At 59.6% G+C, this 15,230-nt stretch carries 13 protein-coding genes; 11 read left to right on the forward strand and 2 right to left on the reverse strand.

What is annotated here, in order from left to right; all coding sequences use genetic code 11:
• Window positions 1-43: 43 nt before the first annotated feature.
• Window positions 44-937 (reverse strand): LysR family transcriptional regulator, encoded by an 894-nt coding sequence (locus tag EL18_RS01740; protein WP_036479144.1) that lies wholly within the window; start codon window positions 935-937, stop codon window positions 44-46.
• Between the two features lie 126 nt (window positions 938-1,063).
• Between EL18_RS01740 and EL18_RS01745 the strand changes: the two genes are divergently transcribed.
• The 7 genes from EL18_RS01745 (at window position 1,064) to acnA (ending at window position 9,579) form a co-directional block, all read left to right on the forward strand.
• A complete protein-coding gene (locus EL18_RS01745; RefSeq protein WP_036479146.1) occupies window positions 1,064-1,759 on the forward strand; it encodes an RraA family protein in 696 nt (231 codons plus the stop codon).
• Window positions 1,752-2,732, forward strand: coding sequence for a hydroxyacid dehydrogenase (locus tag EL18_RS01750; protein WP_051913659.1), 981 nt, complete (start codon window positions 1,752-1,754; stop codon window positions 2,730-2,732). The genes EL18_RS01745 and EL18_RS01750 overlap by 8 nt, the downstream gene beginning before the upstream one ends.
• A gap of 116 nt (window positions 2,733-2,848) precedes the next feature.
• Entirely contained in the window at window positions 2,849-3,340 is a 492-nt protein-coding gene (locus tag EL18_RS01755) for a tripartite tricarboxylate transporter TctB family protein (protein WP_161781957.1), read from the forward strand.
• Window positions 3,341-3,347: 7 nt separating this feature from the next.
• Window positions 3,348-4,853 carry a tripartite tricarboxylate transporter permease gene (locus EL18_RS01760; RefSeq protein ID WP_200875483.1) on the forward strand — a complete coding sequence of 502 codons (1,506 nt, stop codon included), beginning with the start codon at window positions 3,348-3,350 and terminating at the stop codon, window positions 4,851-4,853.
• A 29-nt stretch (window positions 4,854-4,882) separates the two neighbouring features.
• On the forward strand, window positions 4,883-5,854 hold the full coding sequence (locus tag EL18_RS01765) for a Bug family tripartite tricarboxylate transporter substrate binding protein (protein ID WP_051913661.1): 972 nt from the start codon (window positions 4,883-4,885) through the stop codon (window positions 5,852-5,854).
• Window positions 5,855-5,910: 56 nt separating this feature from the next.
• Window positions 5,911-6,861, forward strand: coding sequence for a DUF6282 family protein (locus tag EL18_RS01770; RefSeq protein WP_051913663.1), 951 nt, complete (start codon window positions 5,911-5,913; stop codon window positions 6,859-6,861).
• 99 nt (window positions 6,862-6,960) lie between these two features.
• Entirely contained in the window at window positions 6,961-9,579 is a 2,619-nt protein-coding gene (acnA, locus tag EL18_RS01775; RefSeq protein ID WP_036479151.1) for an aconitate hydratase AcnA, read from the forward strand.
• Here acnA and EL18_RS01780 read toward each other — a convergent pair.
• Window positions 9,567-10,250 carry a GntR family transcriptional regulator gene (locus tag EL18_RS01780; RefSeq protein WP_036479154.1) on the reverse strand — a complete coding sequence of 228 codons (684 nt, stop codon included), beginning with the start codon at window positions 10,248-10,250 and terminating at the stop codon, window positions 9,567-9,569. The two genes, acnA and EL18_RS01780, sit on opposite strands and share 13 nt — an antisense overlap.
• Before the next feature lie 136 nt (window positions 10,251-10,386).
• On the opposite strand from EL18_RS01780, the gene EL18_RS01785 reads away from it, so the two are divergent.
• The 4 genes from EL18_RS01785 (at window position 10,387) to EL18_RS01800 (ending at window position 15,226) form a co-directional block, all read left to right on the forward strand.
• Entirely contained in the window at window positions 10,387-12,105 is a 1,719-nt protein-coding gene (locus EL18_RS01785) for a thiamine pyrophosphate-binding protein (RefSeq protein ID WP_051913664.1), read from the forward strand.
• Between the two features lie 48 nt (window positions 12,106-12,153).
• Window positions 12,154-13,143 carry a Bug family tripartite tricarboxylate transporter substrate binding protein gene (locus EL18_RS01790; RefSeq protein ID WP_036479156.1) on the forward strand — a complete coding sequence of 330 codons (990 nt, stop codon included), beginning with the start codon at window positions 12,154-12,156 and terminating at the stop codon, window positions 13,141-13,143.
• 84 nt (window positions 13,144-13,227) lie between these two features.
• Window positions 13,228-13,722 (forward strand): tripartite tricarboxylate transporter TctB family protein, encoded by a 495-nt coding sequence (locus tag EL18_RS01795; RefSeq protein WP_161781958.1) that lies wholly within the window; start codon window positions 13,228-13,230, stop codon window positions 13,720-13,722.
• A gap of 1 nt (window position 13,723) precedes the next feature.
• The gene (locus tag EL18_RS01800; protein WP_036479160.1) at window positions 13,724-15,226 is read left to right on the forward strand and encodes a tripartite tricarboxylate transporter permease; all 1,503 of its coding nucleotides are present in this window, start codon (window positions 13,724-13,726) and stop codon (window positions 15,224-15,226) included.
• The last annotated feature ends 4 nt before the right edge of the window (window positions 15,227-15,230 follow it).

Raw genomic sequence — 15,230 nt, forward strand, 5'->3', positions numbered from 1 at the left:
GGCCAATCCTGCATCTCGCTATTGCCGAATGCTCACCGGATCCTCAGGTGTCACGGGTGGTCGAGGCGTTCAGGATGATGTCGAACAGGCGTCTTGAGGCAGGAGACAGTCCTTCCGGGTCTCGACAGACCAGCGCGAAGGAGCGTCGAAGGCGCTCGCCGGCAACCTTGATCTCCGTGAGGTGCTGCCCCGTGACATCGTCCTTCAGGTTCCTGGTCGAAAGAAGACTCAGCAATTGCGTGCCTCCAATGAGCGACGGCAGATAGAGGATCGAGGTCGCCTTCACCTGTGCCATGGGAGCAGGGCAGCCGTGGCGATGAAACAGGTCTTTCAGCCAGGGCAAGATGGCCGATTCGGTGGGCAATACCCAGTTGTAGGCTGCGAGATCCGCCACCTGTACTTCGCGCGACGCCAGGGGATGGGCCCAGCTCGCAACAATCGCAACCTCGTCCTTGAGTACCGGGCTGACATGGAAACCCTCGATCGGTCCCGAAACATGTGTAAGCACCAGGTCGAGCCGATGTTCGCGCAATGCCTTCAGCAGCGGACCGCTGACATTCGTCTCCAGGTCGATGGTCACGCCCGGACTCTCCAGGAGCAATTGCCGCATGGTTTCGGGCAGGTAGTACTTCGCCAAGGTCGGCGCGCAGCCGAAACGGATGTGGCCGGCTTCTCCGCGGGCATAGCCTCTCGCCTCACGCCGGGTCTCATTCATCATCCTCTCGACCACCTTGCTGCGGTCAAGCAGGACGTGTCCGAGTTCGGTGAGAATTATGCCGCGCCCTTCGCGCATGAACAGCTTTCCGCCGAGCGAATCCTCCAGCCGCTGCATCGCCTTCGACAAGGCCGGCTGGGTGAGAAGCAGCCGTTCGGCAGCCTGCCCCATATGGCCGAGTTCGGCGACGGTGCGGAAATAGACGAGATCCCTGAAATCCATTCATGCCTCCAGGTTATCAATTAATGATTATTTTGAAATTGTAATTATCGGCCAGCTTTTGCAAGTTTTTTTCCGGCATTCAAGCTCGCCCTGCGGGCCGAGCACCCAAGACTGGAGAAGAACAATATGAGCGTCGGCTTCCGCGTATTCAGCAAGCGCAAGCTTCCATCTCCCGAGGTCGTCAGGGCCTTGGGCGAACTGCCCTCGGCGAATGTGGCGGATGTCATGACACGGTTGAACTCGTTGCCGGCCAGCATACGCCTGCAGGGGCCGCGCCTGGCCGCTCCGGTGGCGGGCGTTGCGCTCACTGTCCAGGTGAGCGCAGGTGACAATCTGGTCATCCACAAGGCCCTCAACATGGCGCAGGAGGGCGATGTGATCATCGTCTCCAATGGCGGCGCCCAGACGCAGGCGCTGATGGGCGAGGTCATGTTCAGCTATGCCAAGTTCAAGAAGGTTGCGGCGATCGTCTTTGATGGTCCGATCCGCGACCTCGATTCCCTCGATCATCTTGGGCTGCCTGTTTATGCCACCGGCACCCGTCCCGGCGGGCCGATGAAACAGGGCCCTGGGCAAATCAATGTACCGATCTCGTTCGAAGGCTGTGTTGCTTGCCCGGGTGATGTGGTGCTTGTCGACAATGATGGGGTTGTCGTCGTTCCGCGCGCCGATGCCGAGGTGGTCCTGCGCGCAGCCCGCACGCTGTCTGAAAAGGATCAGGCAAAGGTGGCTGCCGCCAGGGACGGGAGCCTTGACCGGAGCTGGGTCGATGCCGCTCTGGAGAAGGCCGGCTGCGAAATCATCGAGGCGACCTATGAGTGATTTGCGCGGCGCTCCGGGCGAACGCAAAACGATCTTCCTGCGCGCACCCATTCATCACGATGCTGTCGAACTTCTGAAGGCCGATCCGCGTCTCGATGTGGTCACTTGGGACGAAGCGCGGGTGAAGAACTGGCGCGAGGAGGCCGACGCGGTGATCCTGCGGGGGCTCAATCTGACGGGAGAAGAGATCCGGTCGGCCAAGCGCCTCAAGGTAATCGGTCGGCACGGCGCTGGTGTCGATTCCGTCGACGTCCAGGCGGCGCGGGAGCGCGGTATCGTGGTGCTCAACACCCCGTTCGAGAATTCGCAATCGGTGGCCGAGCTGTCCGTCACGCTGATGTTGTCTGCGGCGCGTCGTATCGTTCATGCCGATCATCTGGTTCGAAGCAATGACTGGGACGAGGGGCGCAAGGGCAGGGGATGTCGCGAACTGTACCGCAACCGCGTCGGATTTGTGGGGTTTGGCCGGATTGCACGCATGACGGCGGACATCCTGCGCAAGGCCTTCGAGATGGAGGTCATGGCCTATGATCCCAAGCTTCCGACCGCTTTCTGGCAGGACAGGGATGACGTCAGCCGTGTAGAGAAGCTCGAAGAGCTGTTCGCGAGTTGCGACTTCATCAGCATCAATCTGCCGCGAACGCCGGAGACCATCGGGCTCATATCGAAATCCATTCTGGCCCAGGCGAAGCCCGGTCTGATCCTGGTGAACACGTCCCGTGGCGGGATTGTCGATGAAACGGCGCTGGCATCAGCCCTTGAAAGCGGGCGTCTGGGTGCGGCGGGCATGGATGTCTTCGAGCAGGAGCCGCCATCTCCTGAACATCCGCTTCTGTCCTTGCCGAATTTCATCGCGACACCCCATTACGGCGGTGCGACCCAGGAGAGCCTGCGGCGCGTCGCATGTTCCATCGCACGGGAGACCGCATCAGCGCTGTTCGGAGTGACAACGGAGAGCTACCGGGTTGCTTGAAGGTTTCGGGCTCTTCAGGAGAGAGCGCGCAACTTTCATGAAAGACAAAAATGGCATGGCGCGGCTTTCAAAGGCGAGAAGAGACGCCTGAACAGCGTTGCAGGGAGGAGGCACAATTGTCGAAAAAGATGTCTGACGGGATCAGCGGCGTGGTCATATTGCTGTTTGCGATCCTGATGTATTCGAGCTTGCCCGGACCCGGAGAAACCGTGGTCGCGGGACTCGACATGAGCCTGGCGCCACGGCTGGTGGCCCTGATCCTCGGTGGCCTGAGCCTGATGCTGCTGGCCATGACTTTCCTGCCCTACAAGGGGCTTGGCACCAGCACCGGTGACGACGAGGAAGAAGTTCCGCAGCACCGGTTTGCCTATCCTGGCCGGCTGATTGCTACTGCCGTTCTCATCATTGCCGCGGCAGCACTGTTCGAGTGGCTCGGTTTCGTGCTGACCTCGGTGATCTACATTTTCGCGCAGTGCTACATCCTGACCTACGACCCAGGCACGTTCAGAATCGTGCGTACCGCTGTCATCGCTGTCGCCTTCCCCGTCGCCGTCTATCTGATGTTCTGGCACTGGCTTTCGATGCCGCTGCCCAAGGGCATCCTTTGAGGAGCATATGATGTTTGATGTCTTCCTGCAGGGCGCCGCGGCCGCGCTTGATATCTACTGCGTACTTCTCGTTTTCGGTGGGGTCGCGCTGGGCATCGTCTTCGGCTCCGTCCCGGGGCTAACCGCCTCGATGGGCCTTATCCTCTGCCTGCCGCTGACCTTTACTATGCCCGCGCTGCACGGTCTGTCGCTACTTTGCGGCTTGTTCATCGGTGGCATCTCCGGCGGATTGATCCCGGCGATCCTGATGAACCTTCCAGGCACGCCGGGATCGGTGGCGACACTGTTCGACGGCTATCCCATGGCGATGAAGGGCGAAGCCAAGAAGGCGCTCAGCGCGGCGGTGCTGTTCTCCTTTCTCGGGACCCTGTTCGGCATCATCGTGCTGGCGATCTTTGCACCGATGCTGGCCCGCTTCGCGCTCAGATTCACGCCGTTCGAATATTTTGCCGTTTCGTTCTTCGCACTCTCGCTGATCGCCAGCCTGAGCGCGGGCTCGATGATCAAGGGGTTCATCAGCGGCGTGATCGGTATCGCCTTTGCCATGGTGGGAATGAGCCCTGTCGGCGGTATCGAGCGGATGACCGCTGGTCAGGTGGATCTGCAGAGCGGCTTTGCCATGGTCCCGTTTCTGGTGGGTCTCTTCGCGATTTCCGAACTGCTCCATGACGCGGGCAAAGGCCCGGCCCGGGCCACGATGCACAAGCTGGGAACGACGACCAAGGAGATCGGGCTGAAGCTGGCCGATGTCATGGGCAACATCCGCACCTGGTTCGTCGCATCCACGGTCGGCACAGGTATCGGCATCCTGCCGGGAATTGGCGTCAGCACAGCGGGGCTTACCGGCTATCTGGCAGCCAAGAAGACTTCCCGTCGTGGCGATCAGTACGGAACCGGCATCGTCGATGGGGTTGCGGCGTCGGAAAGCGCGAACAATGCCTGCATCGGCGGTGCGCTGGTGCCCCTGCTGGCCCTGGGCATTCCAGGCGATACCGTTGCCTCGATCCTGCTGGGCGCCTTCATCATGAACAACATCCAGCCCGGTCCGCTGCTCTTCCTCACCCAGGGTGAGCTGGTCTACGGCATCTTTACTTCGCTCGTCATCGCATCGGTTGCCATGGCCGTGTTCATGTTCGCACTGATGCCGGTATTCATCCGCATTGTCCGTACGCCCAAGAACGTGCTGATGCCACTCGTCGTGGTCATGTGCCTGGTCGGTGCCTTCGGTCTCAACAACCGTGCATTCGACGTCTGGTCGATGGTGATGTTCGGTGGGTTGGGCTTCGCGCTGCGAACCTTCGGGTTTCCGCTCCAGCCGGCGGTTCTGGGGTTCATCCTCGGACCGATCGTCGAGACCAACTTCTATCGCGCCCTTACCGCGTCGAAGGGGGACTACAGCGAATTCCTCATACGTCCGATCAGCGGCACATTCCTTGCGCTGTCGCTCATCTTTATCGCGCTTCCCTTGTTCAGCGCGCTCTACACCCGCTTTCGCCCGGTCAACCAAAGCTGACCGATCTGTTTCAAAAGGAGGAGACTGAAATGAAGCTGAAAACACTCAAGACACTTGCCCTGGCGGCCATACCCGCGCTTGGCCTCGCAACCGCCGGACCAGCGGTCGCCCAGGAATATCCTTCCGAGCCGATCCAACTCGTTATCCCATACAATCCGGGCGGCGACACCGATCTGCTCGGCCGGATCTTCGCAACCCAGCTCGAGCGGGTTCTTGGAAGTACCGTTGTTCCCGTCAATGTTGCGGGTGCTTCCGGCAGCATCGCGACCACCAAGGTCTACAAGGCGGAGCCGGACGGCTACACCATGCTGTTCCACCATTCGGGCGTGCTTGGCAGCATGCTCACAAAGGCCATCGACTTCAGCTTCGACGACCTGACCGTCCTTGGCTCCGTCGGCATGTCCGAGGGATCCATCTGGGTGACCTCGGCCAGCTCGCCCTATCAGAACATGGAAGATCTGGTGGAAGCCGCCAAGGCAAATCCGGGCACTGTTAAGAACGGCATCAACTTTGGAAGCCAGACGCATGTCCATGCCGCCGCTTTCGAAGAGGCAGCAGGTGTTGAAATGCACAATGTGGATGTCGGCGGCATCGGTGAAAAGATCGTCAGCATTCTCGGTCAGCATGTCGATGTATCCGAGGTTCAGGTAGGCGCAGTTCAGAGCTATCTGGAAAGTGGCGACATGCGTGCGCTCGGTACCCCTGCCGCGCAGCGCTTCAGCGGCCTGCCGGATGTTGCGACCTTCCAGGAACAGGGGATCGACGTGGCTATGCCCGATCGTCTGTTCTGGGTGGCTCTGCCGCCGAACGCACCTGCCGAGGTGGTTGAAAAGCTGACCGCAGCACTTGCCGAGCTTGGTGAGAGCGAAGAATTGGCAAAGGAATATGCCAAGGTTCAGATGACGCCCCGGTTCATCTCCGCACAGGAGACGGTCGATTACCTGAACAACGAATTCGAGTTCAACTCGAAGTACGAAGATATCTTCCTCTCGAAGAAATAAGCAGATCGCGCTCCGGACATCGCGTCCGGAGCGTTTTTCAATCCTGGGAGGGAAAGATGAATTTCAGCTACATCCACGGCGCCTGTGCCGCGCTGTGTCTTTGCGTCGCGCAATCTGCTGCTTTCGCGCAAGTTGCAGCCACGAATGACAACCCGGTACATGGAGCAATTGACTTCCATGTTCATACGTCACCGGATGTTTCCTCGCGCAACCTGACCGACATCGAACTGGCCAGGATCGCGGCCCGCTACGAAATGGGCGGTCTGGTGCTCAAGAACCATGTCACAATGACCGCAGACCGGGCTGCTCTGGTCAATGCCACGGTGCCTGAAATCGAGGTCTTTGGCGGCATAGTCCTCAACTACGCTGTCGGTGGCCTCAACGCAGCCGCAGTCCAGACCATGGCAAAAATGTCGGGTGGTCGCGGCAAGGTGGTCTGGTTCCCGACCAGTGACTCGGCATTCCACCGCGCAACCAAGACGCAGAAGACCGGGGGGATAACTGTCTTCGAGAATGGTGAACTCTCGCAGGCAACCGAAGAGGTTCTTGCTGCTGTCAAGGAACATGACCTGGTCCTTGAGACCGGCCACCTTTCACCCGAAGAGGTTCTGGCAGTGATCCGCCGGGCCAATGAACTGGGCATCGACAAGATCGTTGTCACGCACGCGATGGCGGAAAATCCGGGCCTCGACATTGCGCAGATGAAGGAGGCCGCAAGCCTCGGTGCGCATCTGGAGCTGATTTACCTGGATCATCTTGGCACCCCCACTGCCCATATGCAGTGGCTTCGCGATCGCCGGCCGAATTCCATCGCCAACATGGCCGCCGCGGTAAAGGAAGTGGGAGCAGAGCACTTCATACTGGCCAGCGATCTGGGACAGACGGGAAATCCCATTCATCCCGATGGGATGGTGGAATTGATCAACGGTCTGATGGCCGAGGGTATTCCGCGGAGCGACATCGATATGATGGTACGGGAAAATCCCGGCAAATTGCTGGGGCTCTGATCCGCCGCCCCGATCTTCATTGAAGTGATCCGCGCGGGCGCCTTTCCTGATCGGCCCGCGCGGATCCTTTCTTTTCCGACATGCAGCAGGACGAACGGCATGACACTGAACAGCTTTGACCTGATCTCCGACATGACGGGCGCACGGTTCATCGATCTGCCGAAGGCTGTGCAGCTTTTCCCGCAGCTGGGGGAGATGCCGCTTAGCATCAGGATCCTGTTTGAAAACCTCGCCCGACATGAAAACGGCGAGTCCATCACCAGTGATCAACTGGAGCGTCTCGCGCGCGGAAAGGCGCGAGGGCTGGAAATCGATTTTCATCCCGCGCGGGTCATCATGCAGGACAGTGCCGGCATGCCCGCACTGATAGACATGGCGATGCTGAGGGAGAAGGCGGGGGAGCAGGGCATTGATCCCGCTGCGCTGAACCCGCAGGTGCCGGCCGACCTGATCATCGACCACTCGATCATGGCTCATCATTCGCGCGGCCAGGATGCAATTTTGCGCAACCAGGCACGGGAGTTTGCCGAGAACCGGGAACGTTTCGCCTTCATGAAATGGGCCCAGAAGAAGATGGACAACCTGACCGTGATCCCGCCAGGGCGCGGGATCATTCACCAGATCAATATCGAATATCTGGCGGACGTCGTGTCAGGCCGCCAGATGCACGGCAAGCGGTGGCTGTTTCCAGACACGGTCATCGGCACCGACAGCCACACGACGATGGTCAATGGTATCGGTGTTCTGGGCTGGGGCGTTGGGGGTATCGAAGCCGAAGCGGTGATGTTGGGAGAAGCCATCTCCATGCTGGTTCCGCCGGTGATCGGCGTGCATCTGAGAGGCGAACTGCCCCCGGGAGTGCTTGCAACCGACCTTGCCCTCACGCTCACCGAGGCGCTACGGAAGTTTGACGTGGTCGGGGCGATCGTCGAGTTTTTTGGGCCCGGTGTTACCTCCCTCTCGGTTGCCGACAGGGCAACCATTGCCAATATGAGCCCGGAATTCGGGTCCACCTCGGCTCTCTTCCCGGTCGATCAGTTGACCATAGAGTATTTGCGCCTCACCGGCCGGTCCGGAGAGAGGGTCGCGGCGGTGGAGGAGTATTGCCGCCGCACCGGCCTGTGGTTCGATGCATCGGCCCGCCCCAGATTCGATGACGTGATGGAGTTCGATCTTTCGAGCGTCCGTCGCACCGTTTCGGGTCCTTCGCGCCCCGAACAGGGCCGCGACATTGGTGCGATTCCTGCCGTCATGGATGAGACTGCAGGGCGGGAGGTCAAGAGCCGCAACGGTGTCAGCGATGGCGACATCGTCATTGCTGCCATAACCTCATGCACGAATACCTCCAATCCGGAAGCGATGATTGCAGCGGGTCTCCTGGCACGCAATGCTAGGCTGCGCGGACTGACGGTGAACCCGCGCATCAAGTGCTCCCTCGCGCCGGGTTCGCGAGCGGTTATGCACTATCTGCGTGCAGCCGGGCTGGACGCAGACCTGTCTGCGCTGGGCTTCAACCTGACAGCCTTTGGCTGCACCACTTGCGTCGGCAATTCGGGCGAAATCGATGCCGAGGTTGCAAGCGCAGTCGCGGAGGGTGACCTCTGCGTCTCGGCAATCCTCTCCGGGAACCGCAATTTCGAAGCGCGGATCCATCCGCTGGTGAAAGCCAACTTCCTCGCTTCGCCGCCTCTCGTTGTGGCCTATGCCCTTTCGGGTACAATGCGAACGGACCTCTCGGTAATCGGCACCGATCCTGAAGGCAAAACTGTCAGTCTGGCTGAACTGTGGCCCAGCGCCGAGGAGGTCGACAGGCTTCTCCGCAAGGTGGTAGTTCGGGACGGCTTCACCTCCTCCTATCGCGATCTCACGCGCGGGGACGAGAACTGGGAAGGCCTGGAGGTCACCGGCGGTGATACATTCGGCTGGCTGAACGACAGCACCTATATCCAGCGCCCGCCGTTCTTCGACCTGCCGGCAAACTTTGCAGGGACTGGCAAGATCCTCGACGCTGCCCGGCCTCTGCTGGTGCTCGGGGATTCCGTGACGACAGACCACATCTCTCCGGTGGGCACCATTGCACGCGACAGCGAAGCGGCCGCCTATCTTCTCGAACGTGGCGTGGAGCAGAAGGAATTCAACAATTACGGCGGACGCCGAGGCAATCACAACATCATGGCGCGGGGCACCTTCGCCAATCTGCGGATCAAGAACGAGATGATCGATGGTGTCGGTCCGCGCACGCTGGTGATGCCGGAGGGGCTTGAGACAACCATCTTCAATGCCGCCGCAAACTATGCCGAACGCGGCGAGCAGATGGTGGTCGTTGCGGGTCGCCGCTACGGAGCAGGCTCGGCCCGGGACTGGGCTGCCAAGGGGACGCGGCTTCTGGGCGTCCGGGTCGTGCTGGCGGAAAGCTTCGAGCGTATCCACCGCTCCAATCTGGTCCGGATGGGGGTTCTGCCGCTGCAGTTCGTTGAGGGAGAGGGCCGCATAGCGCTCGGACTTGCAGCTGAAGACCGGTTCTCGATCGAAGCCGGTTGCGACACTCTGGAACCGGGAGGAAAGGTATCGGTCTCGGTTATCGGGCCCGATAATGTCATGCGACTTCGGTTTTCGGCGATATGTCGGGCGGATACCAGGGAGGAACTTCGCTACCTGCGCGAAGGCGGCATCCTGCCGAGCGTCGCCAAACGGCTATTCATGAATCAGGGTGTGTAGAGCTCAGCGAATGCATTGCGGACATTCTCCGTGATGGATTCCAGCCTGCGCTCGATGTGCTTTGCCATTTCCGCACGCGCGGCATCCGGATCGCGACGCTTTACCGCTTCGAGTATCCGCTTGTGCGGTTCGGTCGTCACCACGTCCGGACCGTTCCGTTCGCAAAGGGTCTTGAGGTCGATCAGGCGAACGAAGTGGATGCGCCCATTCATGTTGCCGAGCATGCGCACCATTTCCGCGTTGCCGGAAAGAGCGGTCAGGCGCGTGTGAAACTCTTCATCCAGTCGGACAAGTTCAACCGGTGAAGTGCCGGGTTTGTAGTCAGGCTTGGAGTTTTCGAGAAATTTTTCCAGCTCGGCGATATCTTCTGCATTCGCACGAATGGCGGCGAGGGCTGCGGCTTCGCACTCAATTGCTGCGCGTGCCTCATAAAGATCCATGATCTCAGCAGGTTTCAGTGAACGGCAGAAGAAGCCCTTGCCGCTCTTGAAGGTGAGAAAGCCTTCCGCGACAAGGCGGTTCAGCGCTTCGCGCAACGGTGTGCGGCTCGTGTCCAGGCGCTTTGAAAGCTCGCTTTCGTTCAGCCGGGAATCGGGCTTGAACTCATAGCTTGCCGCCATCTCCTTCAATCGGCGGTAGGTGCGCTCCACCGTGCCTTCAGTCTCACTCATCTCGCATCTACGCCCTCTGGCCCAACACACGGTCCCTTTAAGCACCCTTGTGCAAAAGAGGCAATTGATATGTGTTCCAGTCTGTGTATGCTTCTGTATACAGAGAAGAATGCAAACCTGTGGCGGAAATCAGCTGATGAAGAAAATGAACGGTGCCGAAGTCATCCTCCGGATGCTGGAGCTTCATGGGGTGGAGCATGTTTTCGGTCTGCCGGGAGAGACAACCATTGGCTGGTACAAGGAATGGCAGAAGTCATCGGACATCAAATTCGTCCTGACCCGTGATGAGCGCACGGCCTCCTATGCCGCCGAAGCCTATGCCAAGATCACGGGCAAGCCCGCTGTCCTTGAGGCGCCCAGCCCTGGTGTCACTCACTGCACGCCCGGCATTACGGAGGCCTATCTTTCCTCGGTGCCGGTCATCTATTTCAGCTCCGACATCCCGATCAACCAGGACAAGAAGCACGGTCTGACGGGTGTTGATCAGACCGCGATGTATGAGAGTATCTGCAAGGAATCCTTCTACCTTACGAATGTGAGCGAAATCCCCTTCCTGATGCGCCGCGCCTTTCGCGTTGCAACATCGGGGCGGCCTGCGCCGGTCCATATCCGCGTTCCCATCAACATCTTCCATGATGAGGCGGAGATAGGCGATCTTTATGCCGATCCCGACTACCGGGAATATCCCGCGCACCGCCCCGTTGCCGATCATGGCAAGATCCGCAAGGCAATCGACCTTCTGCTTGCGGCGAAAAAGCCGGTGATGGTTTGCGGGCAGGGCGCTCTCATCTCCAAGGCTGGCGAAGCCGTTCTGGAGCTTGCCGAGCTATTGCAGATTCCCGTTGGAACGACCACGCCGGGCAAAGGCACAATTCCGGAGACGCATCCTTTGGCGCTGCGCGTCATCGGCGCGCGCGGGGGCATGGAATATTCCAACGCCTATGTTCATGACGCGGATGCCGTCTTTTTCATCGGCTCCAACACCGATTCCAGTTCGACAAATCACTGGAAGCTTTATGGAGATCCGCAGACAAAGGCTTTCATCCACCTTGATATTGCCGAGGCGCATATCGGGAACAATTTCCCGCTCAAGGTGGGTATGGTGGGCGATGCCCGCGCAAGCCTTGAATATATGATCGAACTCATCAGGGCCGAGCATCCCGATATTCAGCGGCCACGCATCGATCTGACCGAGATGAAGCAGACTGCGCTGAACGCGGTCTTCAACTCCAACATACCGATGCCCGAAGGCACCGTTTCTCCCGTGAAGCTGACGCAGGCGCTGGACAAGCTTCTTCCCGCCAATGCCATTGTCACTGCCGAGCCGGGGGTCAGCGCGATATATCCGTCCGCACTTCTATCGGTTCGCGAAGCCGGCCGCCGATACATCACCAATTATTCGATGGGTGCGCTTGGCTATTCCGTCCCTGCCGGCATAGGAGCCGCGTTTGCGTCAGACGGTCCCGTGATCTCCTTCACGGGTGATGGCTCGCTTGCCTTCGTTCTGGGGGATTTTGAGACGATCAAGCGCAGCGGCAAGAATGTCACCGTCATCCTGACACGCAACGACAATTACGGCTGGATCCGCGGCGAGGCGATCCTGCTGGATGACGTTGACGCACCCTGGACCACCGATTTTGGTGCGGTCGATTACGTCAAGGTTGCCGAAGGTTTCGGCTTCGAGACCGCGCGTATCACGTCCGAAGACCAGATCGAGGACATTCTTTCCGCTGCGATCGCCAATCCCGGCGCGAACTTCATCGAGATGATGGTGCCGTCACAGGACAAGATCATTCCCTTCGTGCCGCCCTGGGTGGAGGCCGCGAAGGAAAGGAAGTTGCCATACTTCTACTAGACCAACCGCCCGAAACCCAACGTCCACAATGATAACAGGAGGGGAACGATGAATATCCGCAGACTTACCCGCATGACTGCCGTCGCATTTGCCGTAACGGCTGGCCTTGGCCAACTTGCTTACGCACAGGATTATCCGACCAAGGATATCATGCACATCATGCCGTGGAGTGCAGGTGGCGGTACGGACACCGTCATGCGCACCTTCATGAACTTTGCCGAAGAGCCGCTCGGCGTCGGCATCAACACGCAGAACATCACCGGTGCGCAGAGCGGCGTGGGAACGCTGCGCCTGATGAAGTCGCGACCTGATGGGTACACGATCGGTTCGCTCACCTGGGACAGCGTGATTACCGTTCCCTATTATGAACTGGTGCCGGGCTACGACACCGAACAGCTTGCCTATCTCGGCTCTGTTACCGTTCATCCAACCGCCATCGTCGTGCGCGACGATGCGCCATGGGCCACTCTGGAAGAGTTCGTTGCCGCTGCAAAGGAAGCACCGGGCACGCTCAAGATCTCCAATGTGGGAACCGGCGGTGTGTGGCATCTGCCGGCGCTCGACTTCGCCAAGCAGGCCGAAATCGATGTGCAGCATGTGCCTTATCCGAAGGGATCCGGTCCGCAGCGCGAGGCCCTGCTTTCAGGCGAAACCGATGCCGCTTCCACAAGCATTTCCGCCGCCTATGCTGCAATCGAGGCAGGACAGGCACGTGTGCTGGCCGTCATGGCCGACGAACGCGATCCGCATTTCCCGGATGTTCCGACCTTCAAGGAAGCCGGTTACGACGTGGTCTGGGGTGGTTTCCGCCTGATCGCGACGCAGGCCGATGTGGATGCCGAGCAGAAGGCGACGCTGGAAAAGGCTTTCGCCTCCGTCTTCGAGGACCCCGAATTCCAGGCCAAGGCCGAGGAAACGGGCATGGGCGCTGTCTGGATGGGCAGCGAGCAGGTCGCAAACTTCATCAAGAATTCCCAGGAAAAAGCCTTTGCCCTGATGGATCAGCTTGTTGAAGAAGGCGTGCTCGACAAGAAGTAAGGGTGAAAGGGTCGGAGCCGGCGCAGACCGGCCCGACCTGTTGGCCACCTGCCAGGGAACACTCATGCGATGGAGATTCAGTCAATGATGCGCCTGATACGTGGACAGGTCATCTTCGCGCTTGGTCTTGCAGTGTTGAACACGATCTATGCCAGCCAGCTCGTGCAGATGGATCGACCCTTCGCTACAGGGGAGCCAGGACCGGCATTTCTTCCGGTCATGCTTTGCGGCTTTGTCTATCTGGCCAGCCTTGTCATCGTCATCCGGGAGTTCCGTGCGGCGCCAACGGGCGCGAAAACGGAGCCGCGGTCGGAGGTATTGCCCCGGATATCTCTTCTGGGGCCGGCCATAACGATCGGAGCCACGGCGCTCTTCATCGTCGCCTTCGTCTATCTTGGCTATCTGGTCGCCGCTGCATGCTTCACCTTCATCGTTGCCTGGTTCTTCACCTTCGAGCAGACCGGCAGGCTGGCACGGTCCGTGGCTGTCGCACTCGCGACCTGCGCGGTTGTGACGCTTTTCGGTTGGCTCTTCTTTGTGAAGTTGTTCGGCCTCTATCTTCCGGTCTGGGAGCTTTGACATGATCGCTCAGCTGGCGGACGGCTTCATCGCGCTCGCGCAACCATTGACTTTCCTGCACCTGATAGGCGGTTTTCTGCTCGGGCTCTTTTTCGGTGCGATACCCGGACTGACAGCAACGCTTGCAATCGCGCTTCTGCTGCCGTTCACATTCGGCATGGATGTGGCCGACGCGCTTGTCATGGTAGCCGGCATTTACATGGCGGGCATCTATTCCGGATCGATCACCGGCATAACGCTGAACATTCCCGGAGCACCCTCGGGCGCGATCACGACGCTTGACGGTCATGCTCTCATGAAGAGGGGTGAGGGGACGCAGGCACTTGGCATGAGTGCGCTTGCCTCGGCCATTGGCGGGCTCGTTGGCGTGATCATACTGATCGCACTCGCGCAGCCGGTCAGCGCGCTTGCCCTCCAGTTTCAGACGCCGGACAAGTTCTCGCTCGTCCTGCTTGCAGTCGTCACCGTGACCATTGTCGCCTCGGGTCCTCTGATCAAGGCGATGATGGCCATGGCGCTGGGACTGATGATCTCGACCGTGGGCATAGATCCGATGGTGCCGGTGGGGCGTTTCGACTTCGGCAGCTACCATCTGGTGGAAGGCATCAGCCTGCTACCGGCAGTCATTGGTCTCTTTGCCGTTTGCGAATTGATCGCGCAGTCTTCGATCCCGGCGAATGTAGGGAAGGCTGTTGCCGTTGCCGCCATAGAGCGGCCAAGACGCCGGGATTTTCTACCGAGCCGCGCGAAGATCCGCGAGGTGGGCCTCTTCACCTTTCTGAAGAGCGCGATTATCGGCGTGTTGATCGGCATGTTGCCGGGCGGCGGAGCTTCAATGGCCTCGTTCATCGCCTATGCCGAAGCCAAGCGCGGATCACGCACGCCAGAGGTGTTCGGCGAGGGATCCTATGAGGGGCTGGCCGCATCGGAATCGGCCAACAACGCCATGTGTGGTGGTGCGGTCATTCCGCTTTTGACCATGGGCATTCCGGGCGATGCGGTGACGGCCATCATCTTTGGTGTTCTCCTGATCCATGGCTTGGTGCCGGGCCCGGCTCTGCTGGCAGGTAATTTCCACGTCATCGCGCCGATGTTTGCTGCGCTCTTCGTTGCCTCGATCTTCGTGTTTCTCTCGGTGCTGGCTTTCGGCCCGATCTATCTGCGCCTATCACAGATCAATCGCGGCTTCCTCTACGCCTTCATCGCAATGATCTCGATGGTCGGCGTTTACGCTTCATCATATTCTGTTTTCCAGATGTGGATGGCGCTGGCGATTGGCGTGCTTGCGTTCCTGCTTCGCAGGTTTGGCTATCCCGTCGTCCCGGCCCTGATGGGCATCATACTTGGTCCCTATCTGGAAGAGTTCCTCCGGCGCTCGCTGATCGTTTCCGAAGGCAATCCGACAGTCTTCCTGCGTAGCCCTGCGAGTGTGGTGCTGCTTGTGCTGACAGTGCTGTTTGTGTGGCTGTTGCGCCTGAGGCCGCTCCTGAAGGCAAAGGCGTAATCTT

The organism is Nitratireductor basaltis (assembly GCF_000733725.1).
Classification (GTDB): domain Bacteria; phylum Pseudomonadota; class Alphaproteobacteria; order Rhizobiales; family Rhizobiaceae; genus Chelativorans; species Chelativorans basaltis.

Bases quoted from the DNA above. Each gene is read 5' to 3' on its own strand.
- EL18_RS01770 (WP_051913663.1), top strand. From the start codon at position 5,911: ATGAATTTCAGCTACATCCACGGCGCCTGTGCCGCGCTGTGTCTTTGC.
- EL18_RS01740 (WP_036479144.1), bottom strand. From the start codon at position 937: ATGGATTTCAGGGATCTCGTCTATTTCCGCACCGTCGCCGAACTCGGC.
- EL18_RS01800 (WP_036479160.1), top strand. From the start codon at position 13,724: ATGATCGCTCAGCTGGCGGACGGCTTCATCGCGCTCGCGCAACCATTG.
- EL18_RS01790 (WP_036479156.1), top strand. From the start codon at position 12,154: ATGAATATCCGCAGACTTACCCGCATGACTGCCGTCGCATTTGCCGTA.
- acnA (WP_036479151.1), top strand. From the start codon at position 6,961: ATGACACTGAACAGCTTTGACCTGATCTCCGACATGACGGGCGCACGG.
- EL18_RS01750 (WP_051913659.1), top strand. From the start codon at position 1,752: ATGAGTGATTTGCGCGGCGCTCCGGGCGAACGCAAAACGATCTTCCTG.
- EL18_RS01765 (WP_051913661.1), top strand. From the start codon at position 4,883: ATGAAGCTGAAAACACTCAAGACACTTGCCCTGGCGGCCATACCCGCG.
- EL18_RS01795 (WP_161781958.1), top strand. From the start codon at position 13,228: ATGATGCGCCTGATACGTGGACAGGTCATCTTCGCGCTTGGTCTTGCA.
- EL18_RS01760 (WP_200875483.1), top strand. From the start codon at position 3,348: ATGATGTTTGATGTCTTCCTGCAGGGCGCCGCGGCCGCGCTTGATATC.
- EL18_RS01780 (WP_036479154.1), bottom strand. From the start codon at position 10,250: ATGAGTGAGACTGAAGGCACGGTGGAGCGCACCTACCGCCGATTGAAG.
- EL18_RS01745 (WP_036479146.1), top strand. From the start codon at position 1,064: ATGAGCGTCGGCTTCCGCGTATTCAGCAAGCGCAAGCTTCCATCTCCC.
- EL18_RS01785 (WP_051913664.1), top strand. From the start codon at position 10,387: ATGAAGAAAATGAACGGTGCCGAAGTCATCCTCCGGATGCTGGAGCTT.